At 61.2% G+C, this 16819-nt stretch carries 20 protein-coding genes, 2 pseudogenes and 1 other annotated feature; of the genes and pseudogenes, 7 read left to right on the top strand and 15 right to left on the bottom strand.

The features are described from left to right. Window positions 1–48: 48 nt before the first annotated feature. The 4 genes and pseudogenes from PPZ50_RS03895 to PPZ50_RS03880 all read right to left on the bottom strand — a co-directional run bounded on the left by PPZ50_RS03895 (window position 49) and on the right by PPZ50_RS03880 (window position 3119). Window positions 49–1290, bottom strand: coding sequence for an MFS transporter (locus PPZ50_RS03895; RefSeq protein WP_066689533.1), 1242 nt, complete (start codon window positions 1288–1290; stop codon window positions 49–51). Window positions 1291–1493: 203 nt separating this feature from the next. Continuing rightward, on the bottom strand, window positions 1494–2273 hold the full coding sequence (locus tag PPZ50_RS03890) for a sulfite exporter TauE/SafE family protein (RefSeq protein ID WP_066689534.1): 780 nt from the start codon (window positions 2271–2273) through the stop codon (window positions 1494–1496). A 7-nt stretch (window positions 2274–2280) separates the two neighbouring features. Beyond that, a pseudogene (locus PPZ50_RS03885) lies at window positions 2281–2800 on the bottom strand (rhodanese family protein). A 4-nt stretch (window positions 2801–2804) separates the two neighbouring features. Further along, window positions 2805–3119, bottom strand: coding sequence for an ArsR/SmtB family transcription factor (locus PPZ50_RS03880; RefSeq protein ID WP_066689549.1), 315 nt, complete (start codon window positions 3117–3119; stop codon window positions 2805–2807). Window positions 3120–3190: 71 nt separating this feature from the next. Here PPZ50_RS03880 and PPZ50_RS03875 point away from each other — a divergent pair, with 71 nt between their 5' ends. Next, complete coding sequence (locus tag PPZ50_RS03875; protein ID WP_066689536.1) at window positions 3191–4075, top strand: MBL fold metallo-hydrolase; 885 nt, start codon at window positions 3191–3193, stop codon at window positions 4073–4075. Window positions 4076–4096: 21 nt separating this feature from the next. On the opposite strand, the gene PPZ50_RS03870 is transcribed toward PPZ50_RS03875, so the two are convergent. Together PPZ50_RS03870 and PPZ50_RS03865 are read right to left on the bottom strand one after the other, a co-directional pair. After that, complete coding sequence (locus tag PPZ50_RS03870; protein ID WP_066689537.1) at window positions 4097–4330, bottom strand: cold-shock protein; 234 nt, start codon at window positions 4328–4330, stop codon at window positions 4097–4099. A gap of 18 nt (window positions 4331–4348) precedes the next feature. Further along, the gene (locus PPZ50_RS03865; RefSeq protein ID WP_232307908.1) at window positions 4349–4417 is read right to left on the bottom strand and encodes a hypothetical protein; all 69 of its coding nucleotides are present in this window, start codon (window positions 4415–4417) and stop codon (window positions 4349–4351) included. Between PPZ50_RS03865 and PPZ50_RS03860 the strand changes: the two genes are divergently transcribed. Then, entirely contained in the window at window positions 4394–4654 is a 261-nt protein-coding gene (locus PPZ50_RS03860; RefSeq protein WP_232307910.1) for a hypothetical protein, read from the top strand. The two genes, PPZ50_RS03865 and PPZ50_RS03860, sit on opposite strands and share 24 nt — an antisense overlap. 43 nt (window positions 4655–4697) lie before the next feature. On the opposite strand, the gene PPZ50_RS03855 is transcribed toward PPZ50_RS03860, so the two are convergent. From PPZ50_RS03855 to PPZ50_RS03825, 7 genes and pseudogenes are all read right to left on the bottom strand, one after another. Beyond that, window positions 4698–5540 carry a universal stress protein gene (locus tag PPZ50_RS03855; RefSeq protein WP_066689538.1) on the bottom strand — a complete coding sequence of 281 codons (843 nt, stop codon included), beginning with the start codon at window positions 5538–5540 and terminating at the stop codon, window positions 4698–4700. Window positions 5541–5551: 11 nt separating this feature from the next. Continuing rightward, window positions 5552–7036 (bottom strand): SulP family inorganic anion transporter, encoded by a 1485-nt coding sequence (locus PPZ50_RS03850; RefSeq protein ID WP_066689539.1) that lies wholly within the window; start codon window positions 7034–7036, stop codon window positions 5552–5554. Window positions 7037–7122: 86 nt separating this feature from the next. Beyond that, window positions 7123–7177, bottom strand: a sequence feature (sul1 is cis-regulatory element that is thought to sense ions involved in sulfur or methionine metabolism; They are found in Alphaproteobacteria). A 93-nt stretch (window positions 7178–7270) separates the two neighbouring features. Beyond that, on the bottom strand, window positions 7271–8017 hold the full coding sequence (gene arsH, locus PPZ50_RS03845) for an arsenical resistance protein ArsH (RefSeq protein ID WP_066689540.1): 747 nt from the start codon (window positions 8015–8017) through the stop codon (window positions 7271–7273). Continuing rightward, a complete protein-coding gene (locus PPZ50_RS03840) occupies window positions 8017–9303 on the bottom strand; it encodes an arsenic transporter (protein WP_066689541.1) in 1287 nt (428 codons plus the stop codon). The genes arsH and PPZ50_RS03840 overlap by 1 nt, the downstream gene beginning before the upstream one ends. Continuing rightward, complete coding sequence (gene arsC / locus PPZ50_RS03835) at window positions 9303–9731, bottom strand: arsenate reductase (glutaredoxin) (protein WP_066689542.1); 429 nt, start codon at window positions 9729–9731, stop codon at window positions 9303–9305. Before arsC ends, PPZ50_RS03840 begins: the two co-directional genes overlap by 1 nt. 11 nt (window positions 9732–9742) lie before the next feature. Then, on the bottom strand, window positions 9743–10075 hold the full coding sequence (locus PPZ50_RS03830) for an ArsR/SmtB family transcription factor (RefSeq protein ID WP_066689543.1): 333 nt from the start codon (window positions 10073–10075) through the stop codon (window positions 9743–9745). A 527-nt stretch (window positions 10076–10602) separates the two neighbouring features. Then, a pseudogene (locus tag PPZ50_RS03825) lies at window positions 10603–10881 on the bottom strand (cation:dicarboxylate symporter family transporter); the annotation flags it as partial. A gap of 199 nt (window positions 10882–11080) precedes the next feature. Between PPZ50_RS03825 and PPZ50_RS03820 the strand changes: the two are divergent. Beyond that, window positions 11081–12370 carry a DUF262 domain-containing protein gene (locus PPZ50_RS03820; protein WP_272815714.1) on the top strand — a complete coding sequence of 430 codons (1290 nt, stop codon included), beginning with the start codon at window positions 11081–11083 and terminating at the stop codon, window positions 12368–12370. Further along, window positions 12354–12782: a hypothetical protein gene (locus PPZ50_RS03815; protein WP_272815713.1), complete on the top strand. Its 429-nt coding sequence runs from the start codon at window positions 12354–12356 to the stop codon at window positions 12780–12782. The genes PPZ50_RS03820 and PPZ50_RS03815 overlap by 17 nt, the downstream gene beginning before the upstream one ends. Before the next feature lie 394 nt (window positions 12783–13176). Here the strand turns inward: PPZ50_RS03815 and PPZ50_RS03810 are convergent, their stop codons facing one another. After that, a complete protein-coding gene (locus tag PPZ50_RS03810; protein WP_084401439.1) occupies window positions 13177–13386 on the bottom strand; it encodes a helix-turn-helix domain-containing protein in 210 nt (69 codons plus the stop codon). Between the two features lie 113 nt (window positions 13387–13499). Between PPZ50_RS03810 and PPZ50_RS03805 the strand changes: the two genes are divergently transcribed. The 3 genes from PPZ50_RS03805 to PPZ50_RS03795 all read left to right on the top strand — a co-directional run bounded on the left by PPZ50_RS03805 (window position 13500) and on the right by PPZ50_RS03795 (window position 15476). Continuing rightward, window positions 13500–13862, top strand: a complete 363-nt coding sequence (locus PPZ50_RS03805; RefSeq protein ID WP_066689545.1) for a hypothetical protein — start codon at window positions 13500–13502, stop codon at window positions 13860–13862. A 22-nt stretch (window positions 13863–13884) separates the two neighbouring features. Beyond that, the gene (locus PPZ50_RS03800; RefSeq protein WP_066689546.1) at window positions 13885–14220 is read left to right on the top strand and encodes a hypothetical protein; all 336 of its coding nucleotides are present in this window, start codon (window positions 13885–13887) and stop codon (window positions 14218–14220) included. An 84-nt stretch (window positions 14221–14304) separates the two neighbouring features. After that, a protein-coding gene (locus PPZ50_RS03795; RefSeq protein ID WP_272815361.1) for an IS3-like element ISGbe1 family transposase occupies window positions 14305–15476 on the top strand; the annotation gives its coding sequence in 2 pieces (ribosomal slippage) (window positions 14305–14569 and window positions 14569–15476; 1173 coding nt in all). Here the strand turns inward: PPZ50_RS03795 and PPZ50_RS03790 are convergent. Further along, window positions 15477–16715, bottom strand: a complete 1239-nt coding sequence (locus PPZ50_RS03790; protein ID WP_157092727.1) for a TonB-dependent siderophore receptor — start codon at window positions 16713–16715, stop codon at window positions 15477–15479. Window positions 16716–16819 lie beyond the last annotated feature (104 nt).

The raw sequence follows: 16819 nt of genomic DNA, 5'->3' as shown, positions 1-16819 counted from the left end.
GGCACCGCCGCACCGACAAAATCCTTGCGGCTATGAGCAAGGGGATCGTCAGTCTTGGCCGGTATCGTCTTCAGCAGGGACGATTGTTACCAACTTCGTCGCAACTGCTGTGGTTCGGGGCAGTGGTTGATAAGCTTGCTGCATCTCAGCAGGCACCGCGTCTCCCACCCAGCGGCGCCACATGCCGAAGCCGAATACGCTTACCGCCAGAATGGCGACGACCTGAAACAACCCCTGCGGCCCGAGAACAGTCATCGCGGCCGACACCACCAGCGGGCCAACCGCCGCGCCAAGGGAATAGACCAAGACCAGTCCGCCAGTGGCGCTGACGCGCTCTGCTGGCGCAAGCTGATCGTTGGCATGCGCTACACAGAGCGGATATAGTGCAAAGCTTGCACCACCGAACAATGTGCCCAACGCAAGGCCGAGGCCTGTCGGGACTGTCAGGGATAAAACAAGGGCGCTGATGGCAGCTCCCGCCGTGGTCGCAACAATCACCGTACGTCGATCGAAGCGGTCGGACAGGCGTCCCAGCGGCCACTGCAAGGCAACGCCTCCCAGGATCACCGCGGTCATGAATCCGGCGGTATCCGATACGGACAGGCCCGACGCCCCTGCATACACCGGACCAAGGCCGTAAAATGCACCAAGTATGACGCCAGTGGCCGCAACCCCGACGATCGCCAGCGGCGAGGTGGCGTACAGGCGCCAGATCGACAGTGATACCGTGCTGGGCAAGGTCGGGCCGTTCATTCGGGTCAAAGCCACCGGAAGAACGGCAAGCGAGATGAGAAGAGAAGCCAGTATGAATGGTGTTGTCGGCGTAGATCCGGTCACATTCAGTATCTGCTGGCCGATGCCTTGGCCTAAATACAAGGCAATCATGTATCCGGCGAGAACGCCTCCGCGTGACGGACCTTCGGCCCGATCGTTGAGCCAGCTCTCGAGGCAGACATAAACACCGGCGACACAGAAGCCGTCGATAAAACGCAGCAGCATCCATAGCAAAGCATGTTCTGAGAATGTGTACGACAAAGTACTGGCGGACAACACCGCCACTACGACCGCGAACGTCCGGATATGCCCGACCCGCTCCACCAATTTGCCAACGTGCATCGCCCCGGTGGCCAAGCCTGCAAAGTAGCTTGTTGCGATCAAGCCGATAACAATCGGGACCGTTCCATTCACCTGCAAGCGTATGCTTATCAAGGTGGTCAGGAATCCAGAGCCGAGCATCAGAACGAAAATCGCAAACAGCAGACTGCGGACGGACGCTAGCGAAGAGATCATCCTCACAAAATGAGACGGGTCACTGCCTGTTCCATCGCACGCTCGGGCTTTCATACGTTAGTGCATGTCCATCCGGCAATGAAACGGCGGGGGCATAGCGGACGCCTTGGGAAATCCACCCTGGCCGCCGCTGGAAATCCGCGACCGCAGAAGGCGTGGATATGTTGCCCATTACTGATACGTGGCGGGGCAGCCGGCGGCGTTCAGATCGGCGAAGCGGTCACGTAGAAACCGATGCTGGCCACGACGATGCCGAACGACCGCTCGAGCAGGCCCTTGCGCGCGGCGAGCAAGCGACCCGTCGCGATGCCGCCGACCGTTCCAACGACGCCACCCATGACCAGCAATGCCGTCACGCCCCAGTCGACCAAACCCGACAGGGCGTAGGAGGTGGCGGTGGTCAGCCCCAGCGCGCTGACGACGACCAGCGACGTGCCGATGGCGAAGGGCAGCGGCATCGCCGTCGCCAGGATCAGCCCTGGCACGATCAGGAACCCTCCCCCGATCCCGAAGAAGCCGGCGGCAAGCCCGACGCCCAGCCCGATCGGCACCAGACGCGGTAGCAACGTCGCCGCACTGTCGCGGGTCAGGCGCACGGCAGGCGCGTCCGCCGTGCGGCGCTTGCGCAGCATCGACAGGCCGACCCCGATCATCACCAGCCCGAACAGGACGAGCAGCCGCTTGCCGTCGAACGCCTTGCCCAGTTCGGCACCCAGCGCCGCGCCTATCATCCCCGAGATGGCGAAGACACCGGCGCACCGCCACTTCACCCGGCCCGCCCGCGCATGGCCGATCAGGCTGGCGAGCGCATTCACCGTGACGGCGACAGCGGCCGTCCCGATCGCGGCATGCGGCGATCCCACGCCGACGACATAGATCAGCAGCGGCACGGCGAGGATCGACCCGCCCCCGCCGACAAGACCGAGGATCAAGCCAATCACGCCGCCCGATGCGAGCGCGGCAAGGATGGTGGCGGTGTCCATGATTGCCTCAGGCGGCCGCGCGCCGGTTCCACGGCATAACGCGCAGCAGGTTTGCCATGCCGCACCATCCCGTCACGCCGGCGAACATCAGCCCTGCCCCCCACGAACGCCGACAGCCCGAAGAAGCCGGGGGCGACGAACGTGCCGAGCAGCACGCCGGTCAGCACCAGCGCGCCGGCAGTGATCTGCACCTGCCGCATGATCTCCAGCGGTTGCGATCGATCGGCAAGCGTAGGCTGTCCCGCCTGCCGCCACGCATCGATGCCGCCTTCGAGGATATAGGCCGGTGCGCTACCCATTGCCGCGCCGAGTTTCGCGGCATTAGCGGCGGTGCGCATCCCCGACTTGCAGTGGAAGACGACCGGACGGCCGTCGCGCGGCAGATCGCCGATCCGATCGAGCGGCACGTTGATCGCACCGGGGATGCGCTCCCGCGCATGTTCGTCGGCACCGCGAATGTCGATCAGGCGCGCACCGGCATCGATCGCGGTGCGAGTGTCGGCGGGGGAAAGGGTCGCAAGCGTCATCGCATCAATCCTTGCAATAGAGCTGATAGAGGGTGGCGAGCAGCGTTTCGACGCGCGGGTCGGCAATGGCGTACCAGAGCGTCTGGCTCTCGCGCCGATAGGTGACGAGGCCTTCGTCACGCATCTTGGCCAGATGCTGCGAGCAGGCCGATTGCGACAGCCCCACATCGCGCGCCAGATCGCCGACCGTCACCTCGCCATGCTCGACCAGCTTGCACAGCAGCATCAACCGTCGCGCATTACCGATCGCCTTCAGCGTGTCGGCGACCTGGCCGGCCTTCGCCTCGAACGTTGCCAGATCCATCGGGGGTTTGAGCATCACCGCCACTCCATTAGGTGTTGCTTATGTAGATCCCTCTAATATATTAGCAAGAGCTAACGGAGGAAATCATGACCCGGCCCTTCATCGAGGCATTTTTCGACGAGCCGACGAACACGATCAGCTACCTTGTCGGCGATCCTGCGACGCGAACAGCGGCAGTGATCGATCCAGTGCTCGACTTCGACATGGCGAGTGGCGTCGCCGATACGCGCTCGGCCGAGCGCATCGTCGCCTTCGCCCGCGAGCAGGACTGGCGGATCGCTATGGTGCTGGAGACCCACGCCCATGCCGATCATTTGTCGGCCGCCCCCTTCATCAAGGCGCATACCAGCGCATGGATCGGGATCGGCACGCATATCCGCGACGTGCAAAAAATCTTCCGCCCCGTGTTCGCGATGGATGGCCTGAAGGCGGACGGATCGGACTTCGACCGCCTGTTCGAGGACGGCGATCGGTTCACGATCGGCGCGCTGGAGGTCGAGGTGCTGCACGTCCCCGGCCACACCCCCGCCGATGTCGCCTATCGGATCGGTGATGCGGCGTTCGTCGGCGATACGCTGTTCATGCCCGACTATGGCACTGCCCGTGCCGACTTTCCCGGTGGCCACGCGCGTACGCTCTATCGTTCGATCCGGCGGTTGCTGGCGCTGCCCGACGCGACGCGGCTGTTCCTCTGCCACGACTACAAGGCGCCGGGTCGCGACGACTATCGCTGGGAGACGACCGTGGGCGAGCAGCGCTGGTCGAACGTTCACGTCCATGACGGCGTAAGCGAAGACGCGTTCGTCGCCATGCGCGAGAAGCGCGACGCCGGACTGTCCGTGCCCAAGCTCCTGTTGCCCTCGATCCAAGTCAACATCCGCGCGGGCCATTTTGACGAGGCCGAGGCGAACGGCGTCACCTACCTGCGTATCCCCGTGAATTGGAAGAAGCATCAAGACGGCGATCGATGAGCTACCGGCTTTGCCGGTGGGCTATCGTCCCGGCGGTAGCGGGTCGTCTAACAGGATTTCCAGGTTGTCGGCTTCGAAACCTCCCTTGGGACGCTCGACCAAATCGAAACGCCATCGCTGCCCGCGCCGCAGCTCGGTGAAGCCGGCGCGCTCCGCTGCACGGACGTGGACGAAGACCTTGGGCTGTTTGTCGTCACGGGAGATGAAGCCCCAGGCTCCACCACGGTCGAGATATTTGATCGTTCCGGTCGGCATGACGCCTTCCTTTCGGGCTTAGCCCTCCTTGGCGCAGGTGAGGCACATGGCCGTCGCAGGCGCATGATCGAGGCGCTTGGCCTCGATTTCCTCTCCGCACCGGACGCACCAGCCATAGTCGCCACTATCGATCCACTTCAGCGCGGCATCGATGCGGTTGCGCTCGGCCTGGCGGTGCCGCTGCGCCGCCAGAGCCATTGCCTGCACCTGCATGGCGTCGATCCGCGACAGGCGGCCGACGCTTTCCTGATCGAGCGTGACCGGCGCGCGCATGTCCTCGGCTACCGCATCGTCAGCAACGAGCTGATCGCGCAGCGCCAGTAATTGCCGACGCCGCGCTTCCAAGTCCGGCGCGCACCCGGTCATGTCAGCGTACCAGCAAGACCGGCGCGCGGACGGTGCGGACCATCGTCGTTGTCGTACTGCCGACGATGAGCGTGCGGAGCGGAGAGTGACCATAAGCACCCATCACCAGCATTGCGCCGGGATGCGCGGCCATGTGATCGCCGATGACGGCATCAACCTTGCCATCGCGCAGGACGGTTTCGGCGCAGGCCGGAAGCGAAGCCGCTGCCGCGCCGAGCTGATCGCGATGCCTGGCATCGTCCGGTCCCGCCATGACGAGGTGCACGGGCAAGCCGCCGAACAGCGGCGACGTTGCGACATGACGCACGGCCCGACAGGCAGCAGGGCTGTTGTCGAACGCGATCACTACGGCGTCAGGTGCCTTTGCCTCACGCGAGGTGATCAGCACCGGCTTGTCACTGGCGCGCACCACCCGTTCGACCTTCGAGCCGATATGGTCGGTCGCGAACTCGCCCGAGGCACCGCGCTTGCCGATAATGACCAGCGCGGCATCAGCTTCACGCTCGACGATCGTTTCCACGATCCCGCCATGCAGGTGCATCGACGCGACCGTGATGCCCTGCTCCTTCAGGCGGGCACCGCCTGCGTCCAGCAGGATGCGCCCTTCCTCGATGGCGAGACGCCCCGCCGCTTCCTCAAGGCGGGTCAGCTCCTCCAGCAGATCGCTTTTGACGCCGAGGCCGATCGCGCCGCTATGATCGTTGCGCGATGCCACGGCATCCTTCCGCTGGACGACATGCAGCAGCTCGACATCAGCCCCAAGCCGGGTCGCGGCCCAGGCCGCCAGATCGACGACGCTGGTTGCGTAGGTGGATGCGTCGATACAGGCCAATATGCGATTCATAAGCCCTCTCCTCAGTGGGCGCCCAGCGCTGCTTCGGCGCCGGGCTTGTCATGGACGGCGAAGCGATCGATCATCGTCGCGCTTGCCTGATTAAGGCCGATGACCTCGACATGGGTGCCTTCGCGGCGAAACTTGAGGATCGCCTTGTCGAGGCTCCCCACCGCCGAAATGTCCCAGAAATGCGCGGCGGTCAGGTCGATGACCACATTGTCCAGCACCTCCTTGAAGTCGAAGGCATCAGCGAACCGCTCGGACGAGGCGAAGAACACCTGACCCGAGACGCGGTAGGTTCGCGTCCTTCCATCCGCACTCAGCTCGGTTGCCACATCGAACAGACGCTTGACCTTGCTGGCGAAGAACAGACCCGAAAGGATCACGCCTGCAACGACGCCCTGCGCCAGATCGTGCGTCGAGACGACGACCAGCACCGTCACCAGCATGACGACCGACGACTGCCACGGATGGCTCTTGAGGTTCTTGATCGATCCCCAGGAGAAGGTGCCGATCGACACCATAATCATCACTGCGACCAATGCCGGCATCGGAATGCGGGCAACCAGTGGCCCCAGCACGACGATCAGGAACAGCAGGAATGCGCCCGAGACGAAGGTGGAGAGGCGGGTAGAGCCGCCTGACTTCACGTTGATGACCGACTGCCCGATCATCGCGCAGCCGCCCATTCCACCGAAGAACCCGGTCAGGAAATTGGCGATGCCCTGCCCCTTTATCTCGCGACGCTTGTTGGACGGAGTGTCGGTCAGATCATCGACGATCTGCGCGGTCATCATCGATTCCAGTAGGCCCACCGCCGCCATCGTCAGCGAATAGGGGAAGATGATGCGCAGCGTTTCCAGCGTGAACGGCACCTGCGGGATGCCGAACGCCGGCAGCGACGAGGGCAGCTTGCCCATGTCGTCGACCGTGTTGACCTTGATACCTGCATAGATCGACACGATCGTCAGGATCACGATCGCAACCAGTGGCGACGGGATCGCCTTGGTGATGCACGGGAACAGGTAGATGATCGCCAGCCCCGCTGCGACCATCGCGTAGGTTTCCCACCCGACGTTCGTGAGCTGGGGGAGCTGCGCGATGAAGATCAGGATCGCGAGCGCATTGACAAAGCCGGTGATGACCGAGCGTGACACATACTGCATCAGCAGGTCGAGCTTCAGGAACCCGGCGACGCCCTGGATCAACCCCATGAGGATGGTGGCGGCGAAGAGGTATTGGACGCCGTGATCGCGGATCAGCGGCAGGACGAGAACCGCAATTGCGGCGGTTGCGGCCGAGATCATGCCGGGGCGACCGCCCGCGAGCGAAATGATGACGGCGATGGAGAAAGAGGCAAACAGCCCGACGCTTGGATCGACGCCAGCAATGATTGAGAAGCCGATGGCTTCCGGGATCAGCGCGAGCGCGACGACGATGCCCGCAAGCACGTCCGCGCGTGGGTTCGAGAGCCATTCGCGTCGAAGCGAAGTAGCAAATGTCATGTAGAAACCTGATCGCAATAGCGAGGGGCGCACGCCGTCAGACGCGTTCAATCAACGATGCTCGGAGCGAGACCCAAATTCGCTATGGTTATCCCGGGGATAGGCGCCGGGCCGAGCCACCCGAAACGATTCGGGTCCGTCGAAGGCCCGTAGATAGTCACTGATCGGACCATATTGCAACTGCGAACATGGATTGTTCGAGCGCAGCTCGTTGCAGCGGGCCGATCGTTGCCGTCAGGATTGCGGCGAGGTCGCGATGCTGGACAGGTCCGTGGCGGCGTTGATCGGCACGCCGGCTTCCTTCCGCTCCGAATAGCGATCGACCAGTTGCGCGGTATGCGGGCGCAACAGGACGGTGAAGCGCACCAGTTCCTCCGCCACGTCGACGATCCGGTCGTAATAGCTCGACGGCTTCATCCGGCCGGCGTCATCGAACTCGGCAAACGCCTTGGCGACCGACGACTGGTTGGGGATCGTCACCATCCGCATCCATCGGCCCAGCACGCGCAGGCTGTTGACGCTGTTGAACGACTGCGATCCGGCCGACACCTGCATGACCGCCAGCGTGCGGCCCTGGGTCGGGCGCATCCCGCCCATGCTGAGCGGCAGGTGATCGATCTGCAGCTTCATGATGCCGGTGATCTGGCCGTGGCGCTCGGGGCTGCACCACACCTGCCCCTCCGACCATAGCGACAATTCGCGCAATTCATGGACGGCCGGATGGTCGTCGCCGACGTACTGGTCGGGTAGCGGCAGCGTCGCGGGATCAAAGATGCGCGTCTCGCAGCCGAAGAAGCGGAGCAGCCGCGCTGCCTCCTCGACGCACAGACGCGAATAGGATCGCTCCCGGAGCGAGCCATAGAGCAGCAGGATGCGGGGCGGCGGATCACCAGCGCCCAGCCCAAGGGCGGGCCGATCGAGCGCATAGCGCCGATCGAGCGCGGGCAGATGGTCGGGGTCGGCAAGGTTGCGGAGCGGCATCAAGCGAGTCCAATTCGCAGCGCGAGCGCCGCCAAGGTGATGAGCAGGACCGGCACGGTGAGCGTAACCCCGACCCGGAAATAATAGCCCCATCCGATCCTGACGCCCTTCTGCCCCAGGACATGCAGCCACAGCAGCGTCGCAAGCGAGCCGATCGGCGTCAGCTTGGGGCCGAGGTCGCAGCCGATGACATTGGCGTAGATCATCGCGTCCCGGACCGCCCCGGTCGCGTGGGTGGCGTCGATCGACAGCGCCCCCACCAGCACGGTCGGCATGTTGTTCATCACCGACGACAGGACGGCCGCGATCACGCCCGTTCCCAGCGCCGCGCCCCATACCCCGCCTTGCGCGGTGCGATCGAGCAGCGCCGCCAGATAATCGGTCAGGCCGGCGTTCCGCAGGCCATAGACGACCAGGTACATGCCGAGCGAGAAGATCACGACCTGCCACGGTGCGCCGCGTAGCACCTTGCCGGTCTGTATTTCGTGGCCGCGCCCGGCGATCACCAGCAGCAGGATGGCGCCGGCAGCGGCGACGGCGCTGACCGGCACGCCCATCGGTTCGAGCAGGAAGAAGCCGGCGAGCAGCAGGGCAAGGACGATCCATCCGGCGCGGAAGGTCGCCGCATCCCGGATCGCGGCACCGGGCGCGCGCAGCGCGGCCACATCGTAATCCCGCGGTATGTCGCGGCGGAAGAAGAGCAGCAGCGCGCCCAGCGTGGCGGCGATCGACACCAGGTCGACCGGCACCATCACCGCCGCATACTCCCCGAACCCGATCCCGAAGAAGTCGGCCGACACGATGTTGACGAGGTTCGAGACGACCAGCGGCAGGCTGGCGGTATCGGCGATGAACCCCGCCGCCATGACGAACGCCAGCATCGCCTTGTCCTCGAACCCCAGTGCCCGCAGCATGGCGATGACGATCGGGGTCAGGATCAGCGCCGCGCCGTCATTGGCGAACAGTGCGGACACGCCTGCGCCGAGCAGCACGATCAGGACGAACAGCCGGTAACCATGGCCTGCGCCCCAGCGGGCGACATGCAGCGCCGCCCATTCGAAGAACCCGGCTTCATCCAGCAACAGGCTGATGACGATGATCGCGACGAACGCGGCGGTCGCATTCCAGACGATCCCCCACACCACCGGCACGTCGGACAGGGTGACGACGCCCGCGAGCAGCGCGACGATCGCCCCGCCCATCGCGCTCCACCCGATGCCGAGGCCCTTAGGCTGCCAGATGACGAGCGCGATCGTCGCGACGAAGATCAGGGCCGCAAGCAGCATCAGCCGACGCGCCGGCCCGACGCATCGACCACCTGTTCGCCGTCTTCCTTGGCGAACGCGCCGAGCTGGCCGCTCGGTAGCAGATCAAGAACGGTTTCGGAAGGGCGGCACAGCTTCACACCGAGCGGCGAGACGACCAGCGGTCGGTTGATGAGGATCGGGTGCGCCAACATCGCATCGACCAACGCGTCGTCGGACAGCGACGTGTCGTTCAGGCCCATCTCTGCATAGGGCGTACCCTTCTCGCGCAGGAGATCGCGCGGCTTCACACCGGCGCGGTCGATCAGCGCGACCAAAAGCGCGCGCGCGGGCGGCGTCTTGAGATACTCGATGACATGCGGTTCGATGCCGGCATTGCGGATCAGCCCAAGGGCATTGCGGGAAGTGCCGCACTCGGGGTTGTGATAGATCACGATATCGACGGCCACAGGGCGTCCTTTCAGCAGCAGGGGGCGAGTTCGGCGATCAGCGGCGCACACAGTTCCGCGTTACCAGCGCAGCAGTCCTTCACGAGGAACAGCATCAGCGTGCGCAGGCCGTCCAGATCGGCGCGATAGATGATTGACCGGCTATGGCGTTCGGAGCGGACCAGGCCCGCGCGGGCGAGAATGCCGAGATGTGCCGACATGGTGTTTTGCGGCACGTCGAGCTGACGGGCGATTTCGCCAGCCGCCATCCCGGCGGGTTCGTGCCGAACCAGCAGGCGGAACACGTCTAGGCGCGTTGCCTGCGCCAGCGCCCCAAGCGCAACGATAGCCGAATCATTTTCCATGCATCCAGCATAATGGATGTATTAAATCCTGCAAAAGGCTTTTGTTCGCCCGCCCGGCGCACGCTCGTAGCTACCATATGCTGTGGTAACGGCATTCTTCCGCAGCATATGGCATGGACAGGGACCATGCGAACCTCGGGGGTTCACGACTAACCGCGTGCTATTTATTAATCCAGCATCGGACGTTGCATCAGCGCCGCGATATCGAAATTGTCCAATGTTCTGAGTGCCCATTTTCGGCCTTTGAGGGGCACCACCTTCCTTATGATGCATAACGAAGCTTAGCGAGGCGTTGCCTTGTGAAAGTCCGCTAGCGTTCGTTGCCGTTTGGGTTGGGACTGGGGCGCTTTGGTTAGGCAATCAAAGCTCGACAGACTGGCTGGCGAGTCGCTTTCCGTATCCAGCAACCCATTGTCTAACGAACGCTGACATGACGCCGGACATGCTGGTATCGGCGCTGATGGGCCGCACCCTATGGCGACGCATCGCTGCTGCCACCCTAAGGCCAACTCTGGCGGGGCATCGGCGGGTGAAGTCAGCAACCCCTCGCACTTCGCCACGATAACCGGCACCAGCATCCGCCCCGCGACATTGACGGCGGTGCGCCCCAAGTCGAGAATCGGGTAGATCGCGAGCAACAGCCCCGCCCCCCCCTCCAGCGGCAGGCCGAGCGTGGTGAGCGTCAGTGTCAGCATCACGGTCGCCCCGGTCAGCCCGGCGGTCGCCGCCGATCCCAGCACCGACACCATGACGATCAGCGCATAGTCGCCCCCATGCAGCGGCAGGCCTAAGAACTGCGCGACGAACCCCAGCTGACTCGCGAGCCTTGCTCGGCGAACCCTGATCATGGGCAGATAACAGCTTTACGTCCTGCCCTGCTTGCTAAATACCCCATCCACGGAAATGCAAGGAAACAGATTGCTGCGATTACAAGGCATCGCGAAATTCGGTTACGGCTAGGAAATCGCGGAACGCAGCATGTCCGACGATTGGGAACAGAATGGCATGAGTGACGAAAACCAAATTAAACCGTTGGCAAATAACGGCTTGGAAGGCGACCAGACCAATCCCGAACAGAAAGTGATAGAAGCCAGCCCCTACAACATCGAAGATCCTCTGAATGAAGGAGAGGAAAGCTTTGATGTTATATCATTCAAAACAGTCGACGAGATTGAGAAATCGATTGTTGAATCCCCTTTTCGGGCAATTTACCAGACAAACAATTTTTTGTTACCTCAAATTCAAGACGTAGTCGACGAATCGAAAACAGTAAATTTACGACCAGAGTATCAACGTCGCTCTCGATGGACAAATAAACAAAAATCCCTGCTAATAGAATCGTTTCTCCTCAACGTACCAGTTCCACCAATATTTCTGTTTGAGGCGGATTTTGCACGATACGAAGTCATGGACGGCCAACAAAGGCTACTCGCCATCCGAGAATTCTTTGCAAATCAGGTGAAGCTGACATCACTTAGCATTCTATCTCCGTTGAACGGACGCCGTTACGCCGACCTACCGCCGCGCACAAAGCGAACCTTGGAACGCGCTTCTTTGTCAGCGATCGTGCTTCTTAAAGAATCTCGCAGCGCCTTGAGAGATGCACACTCTGAAAGAGTTCTAGAACTAAAAAGGTTTGTTTTTGAAAGGCTGAATACCGGCGGCAAGCATCTTAATCCACAGGAAATTAGAAACGCCGTATTCTCAGGAATGTTTAACGAACTAGTTATTGATCTTGCTCGGCATCCTACATTTACCGAAATTTGGGGCATTCCAGCATACCATAGTTACTCCGATGAGGAGTACGAGAGCCCAGATCGAAAGAAGAATACTCTTTATCGAACAATGGGTGATTGCCAAATTGTACTTCGATTTTTTGCTCTCCGGCAACGAGATGCCATCAAAGGTTCGATGCGATCCATCTTAGATAAATGTATGGAACGACACGTTGCAGATACAGAACAAGAAATTTCTCAATATCGATTTGCTTTTGAGAATACGCTAGGCTTATGCTCTTTGCTGTTTGATGGAAAGCCTTTTAGACTCACCTTTGACAGCCCGCCGTCCGAGAGTATGTACGACGCAGTAATGGCGGCGGTCGATGAACTGTACCCTGAGGCCGAGAGCCTCATCTATGCGAAGGCGCATGTCCAACGCCGTTATTGGCAAGCACTTTCTTCATCAGAACAGATTTCTCGGTTTAGCGGACGCGCAAACACCGCTGCCGACATACGTCAGAGAATATCTAGTATGACTGAACTCCTACGCAGTGCGATTCGTGATGCAGGATTTTAATTTCGCAAATGCCGAGTTTGATCGCCAAACAGGCATTTTAGATAACTTGGTCGCAATTATCACGACAACATCGGCCCAAGACCCTGCAAATCCGGTCAATATATCGGGTCGATTGCTACCAATAGTTATAGCTGGTGGCCAGAATACAATGGCAGCGGCCGGTATTGTACTGCTTGCAGCTCATTTTGAAGAGTATATTCGCCAACAGATTGAGGAGTATGCCAAAGGAGTGGTAATTAGTTATAACAATCTGGAAATCAATTTCCGAGAAAAACTTGTCGATTCGTATTGGAGGTCCGCGGCATCGAAACTTTCACGTATACGACCAAAAGGATCTTCGAATTGGGCAAACGTTGCCCAGCAAACTTTAAATAATCTATTAGCCTATCCAGTTAACGGAAATACATCTTAGTTCGATTACAAACTTATTAGTGAACATGAAAATAATATGCGGTATGAGACGATATTGGAATTATGCAAAAAACTGAGTATTTCTGATGTACATACTGGCATGTGTCGACATACCGATTTCGACAATTCCATTGGAAATCCACACCGAGATTTCAGAGCTAGAGAAATAACTAGAATTCTCAATGACTTTTATGAGTTACGGAACGGTATAATTCATTCTATAGCCCAGAACGTAGGAGTCGGGCAGCCCACCTTCCAGAGATGGACAGAATTTTTTCGGTTATTCGCAACTGCGTTCGCGCAGCACTTGACTAGATCTTTCGCTGCATTCGAAGCGTCAATCTAGCTGATATACAATACTACGGCAATACTGGCACCTTATATACTAAGGTGCACTATTCCGAACTAAGTAGCGCTGAAGGCTCAATCCGAAGACCTTTTGCCAACTGACCGAGAGCCCGAACCGTTGGGTTTCGCGTGCCGCGCTCCAAATCGCTTATGTAGCTGCGTTTGATACCCGTCCGCAGCGAAAGTTCCTCCTGCGATATGTCCGCCAGCTTTCGATAGCGGCGCACGTTCTCACCCAGAAGCTTCACCACGTCCATGCGCGGATGTGGCCGCCTTCGCGCGTCCATGCCTGTCCACCAGACGTGTCATTTTTACTTGCCCGGTCATCGCGAACCGGGAACGATCCAGTTCAACAACGAAGGAGAACACCATGTCACCGAAGCACACCGTTCTGGCGGGGCTGCTCGCGCTCGCCGCCTGCACCACCGCCGCCGACGTTTCCAAGCCGCTGGCGGAAGGCAAAGGCAACGACGCCAAGATCAAGGTTGCCGACACCACGACCGGCTTCAGCGTCGACGTCCGATACAGCCGCTACCAGTTCATTCCAGAAACCGAAGCCGTGCTTACGGCCTGCCGATCGATCGCCACCGCGCGAGCCTACGAAGAAGCGAGGAAACGGGGCCGCGAGATCCAACCGATTAACGAGCAGACGATCCGTGTGTCGGCTGGTCGCAACGGCATCGTCGGCCTCACCACCTGCCGCGCCTTCGCCGAAGCGCAGTGGAAGAACTGAACCAGCAATCAGGAGAAAAGCTATGATTGTCATGACACGCTACCTTCCCATCACATCGATGATTCTGTTGTCCGCCTGCGGCCTGGACGAACCAGCCGACAATCTCGCTTCGACCGAACCCGTCGAAGTCCGTACCTGCGAGAGCATCCGCGACGACGTAATTCGCATCGCCGGACAAAACGGGGTCAACATCGTCAAAATCTACGAGCCCCAAACGCTTGTCGACACCCCGGACAAGCTGGATTGCTCGGGTCGCGTACTGGTCAGCAGCGGACAGGAAGCGAAGCTCTACTACCGCAGCTTCAAGGACGCCGACGGTGATCGACTGGTTCAGTACAGCGAACAGAAGATGGACTGACCGTGAGCAACGGCGCGCTTCTGAGCTGCCCCCTTCTGAGTGGTCCATCGACTATGACAGTCTGGATCAAGGAAGGGACGACGCATGCCTGCCAAGAAGCACAAGCCTGAGGAGATCATCGGGAAGCTGCGTGAGGTCGAGATCATGCTGGGCCAGGGCGGGACGACCGCTGAGGCATGCCGGCGGATCGCGGTCAGCGAGCAGACTTACTACCGCTGGCGCAAGGAGTACGGCGGCTTGAAGACGGATCAGGCGCGTCGGATGAAAGATCTGGAGAAGGAGAACCTGCGGCTGCGGCGTGCGATCTCCGACCTGACACTGGACAAGTTGATTCTACAGGAGGCGGCGCGGGGAAACTTCTGAGCCCCGCGCGACGCCGACGCTGCATCGACCAGGTGCGAGAGGTGCTGTACGTATCCGAGCGGCGCGTGTGCCGCGTGCTGGGGCAGCACCGGTCGACACAGCGCAAGGTGCCGTGCGGGGCAGATGACGAAGAGGTGCTGACCGACGACATCGTCGCGCTGGCCAGGCAGTACGGGCGCTACGGCTACCGCCGGGTAACCGCACTGCTGCATGCGGCGGGCTGGTCGGTGAACCATAAACGGGTGGAGCGGATCTGGCGGCGCGAAGGCCTCAAGGTGCCGCAGAAGCAACCTAAACGTGGCCGGCTATGGTTGAACGACGGCTCGTGCATCCGGCTGCGACCGGAGTATCCGGGGCATGTGTGGGCGTATGACTTCGTCGAAGCGCGGACGCATGACGGGCGCAAGTTCCGGATACTGACCATCATCGATGAGGCCAGCAGGGAATGCCTGGCACTGGTCGTCGCGCGCCAGCTTCGACACGAAGACGTGCTGGCAGCGCTTGCCGACCTGTTCATCGCGAGGGGTCCGCCCGCGCATATCAGATCAGATAACGGCAGCGAGTTCATCGCTACCGCGGTTCAGAAATGGCTCGGGCAGGTTGGCGTGAAGACGCTGTACATCGTGCCGGGTTCGCCGTGGGAGAATGGCTACAACGAGAGCTTCAACGGCTCGCTGCGCGATGAGCTGCTCAACGGCGAGATCTTCTACAGCCTCGCTGAAGCAAGGGTACTGATCGAGGCGTGGCGCCGTCACTACAACACCGTCCGGCCGCACAGCAGCCTGGGCTATCGGCCGCCCGCACCACAAGCGGCGACACCGCCATTGCCGGCCTCCGGTTCCGCTTCGCTCCACCTACGACCGGCAATGGCGGCGGAGACGACAATGCACTAACTAATAACCCGGACCACCCGATGGGGGCTGCTCAGGCTTGCGCTGGCCATAGACCGGCTGGAACACGTCGATGTCATAGGGCTGCGACGCGCTGGGATTGAAGCGGTAGAAGATGCGCCGCTGGTCGTAATCGAACGCATCCGCACCGACGCGCAACTGGTGGCCGATGCCGAGCAGCGTGCGGTTGAGGCTCAGTTCGATGCGACCCGACAGGTCCTGCCAGCGATAGTCATGGATGCGCAGCTGCCGCCGCAGCCGTGTGCCGACCAGCACGGCGTTATGGGTCGACTGGCCGGTCAGTGCGCCGTCACGATATTGCAGCCCCGCTTCCAGCGCGATGCCGGGACCGAGATCGACATAGGCGGTCGCCTGATGCTGCGCGGTGCGCTGGGTCATCGGCCCGTCGTTCGGTTCGCCCAGAAAGCGGCTGCGGGGCAGCGCGCGACCATCGCCTCCGACCGCGACCAGCCCGCGATCATGGACGAAATGTACGAGGTTGTATTCGAGCTGATAGAGCAGGCGCACCCGGTCGCTCACCCGCCAGCCGAGCGAGGGTGCGAACAGCAGGCGGTCGTTGTGGACGAAGTCGCGGAAGCTGTTGCCATCCTGATAGACGCCGATCACCCGCGTCGCGATCCCGCCCGCGATCGGACCGCCGATATCGAAACTGCCGCGCCACGTGTCGAAGCTGGCATAGCCGATCTCACCGCCGGCATGGACATGGTCGAGGGGCGCCTTGGTCACGATGTTGATCGACCCGCCCGGCTCGCCCTTGCCCGACAGCGCCGATGCCGGGCCCTTGAGCACCTGGAAACTCTCCACGGTCGCCACGTCGCGGCGCGCGTTGAACCCGCGATTGGCGCTGAAGCGGTTGACGAGCAGGTCGGGACCCTGGTTAATATCACCCGAAAAGCCGCGGATCGCATAGGCGTCCCACGCCCCGCCAAAGCTGTTCTGCCGCGCCATACCGCCCGCCAGATCGAACAGCTGCGACAGGTCGGTAAAGCCGGTGCGGTCGATCAGCGTGTCGTCGAGCAGGCGGACATTCTGCGGCAACAGCAGCGGATCGACGTCGAGGCCGTTGATGCTGGCATTCGCCAGGCGCGATCCGGTGACGACGATATCGGTGGCCTGATCGTCCGAATCCGTCCGGGGGCCCGGCTGCGCCCAGGCGCCGGTCGCCGCCAGAAACGGTGCGAGCAGCAGTGCCGGTGCGCACCGGCGCAGGCATGGCGTCATGATGATCCCCCGATCGATTCGATATTGATCCCTATTCGCAAAAACGAGCGGAGGGCAAGCGGATGATGCAATGATACATCATCTCTATTGACGATACCCTCCCC

Origin of the sequence: Sphingomonas hankookensis (assembly GCF_028551275.1) — a bacterium.
GTDB lineage: Bacteria > Pseudomonadota > Alphaproteobacteria > Sphingomonadales > Sphingomonadaceae > Sphingomonas > Sphingomonas hankookensis_A.
The sequence above is the reverse complement of the archived record's forward strand: the minus strand, read 5'-3'. Positions and strand labels throughout refer to the sequence as shown.

Excerpts from the sequence above, each read along its gene's own strand:
- PPZ50_RS03895 (WP_066689533.1), bottom strand. The coding sequence starts at position 1,290 with ATGATCTCTTCGCTAGCGTCCGTCCGCAGTCTGCTGTTTGCGATTTTC.
- PPZ50_RS03890 (WP_066689534.1), bottom strand. The coding sequence starts at position 2,273 with ATGGACACCGCCACCATCCTTGCCGCGCTCGCATCGGGCGGCGTGATT.
- PPZ50_RS03880 (WP_066689549.1), bottom strand. The coding sequence starts at position 3,119 with ATGCTCAAACCCCCGATGGATCTGGCAACGTTCGAGGCGAAGGCCGGC.
- PPZ50_RS03875 (WP_066689536.1), top strand. The coding sequence starts at position 3,191 with ATGACCCGGCCCTTCATCGAGGCATTTTTCGACGAGCCGACGAACACG.
- PPZ50_RS03870 (WP_066689537.1), bottom strand. The coding sequence starts at position 4,330 with ATGCCGACCGGAACGATCAAATATCTCGACCGTGGTGGAGCCTGGGGC.
- PPZ50_RS03860 (WP_232307910.1), top strand. The coding sequence starts at position 4,394 with ATGATCGAGGCGCTTGGCCTCGATTTCCTCTCCGCACCGGACGCACCA.
- PPZ50_RS03855 (WP_066689538.1), bottom strand. The coding sequence starts at position 5,540 with ATGAATCGCATATTGGCCTGTATCGACGCATCCACCTACGCAACCAGC.
- PPZ50_RS03850 (WP_066689539.1), bottom strand. The coding sequence starts at position 7,036 with ATGACATTTGCTACTTCGCTTCGACGCGAATGGCTCTCGAACCCACGC.
- arsH (WP_066689540.1), bottom strand. The coding sequence starts at position 8,017 with ATGCCGCTCCGCAACCTTGCCGACCCCGACCATCTGCCCGCGCTCGAT.
- PPZ50_RS03840 (WP_066689541.1), bottom strand. The coding sequence starts at position 9,303 with ATGCTGCTTGCGGCCCTGATCTTCGTCGCGACGATCGCGCTCGTCATC.
- PPZ50_RS03830 (WP_066689543.1), bottom strand. The coding sequence starts at position 10,075 with ATGGAAAATGATTCGGCTATCGTTGCGCTTGGGGCGCTGGCGCAGGCA.
- PPZ50_RS03820 (WP_272815714.1), top strand. The coding sequence starts at position 11,081 with ATGAGTGACGAAAACCAAATTAAACCGTTGGCAAATAACGGCTTGGAA.
- PPZ50_RS03810 (WP_084401439.1), bottom strand. The coding sequence starts at position 13,386 with ATGGACGTGGTGAAGCTTCTGGGTGAGAACGTGCGCCGCTATCGAAAG.
- PPZ50_RS03805 (WP_066689545.1), top strand. The coding sequence starts at position 13,500 with ATGTCACCGAAGCACACCGTTCTGGCGGGGCTGCTCGCGCTCGCCGCC.
- PPZ50_RS03800 (WP_066689546.1), top strand. The coding sequence starts at position 13,885 with ATGATTGTCATGACACGCTACCTTCCCATCACATCGATGATTCTGTTG.
- PPZ50_RS03790 (WP_157092727.1), bottom strand. The coding sequence starts at position 16,715 with ATGACGCCATGCCTGCGCCGGTGCGCACCGGCACTGCTGCTCGCACCG.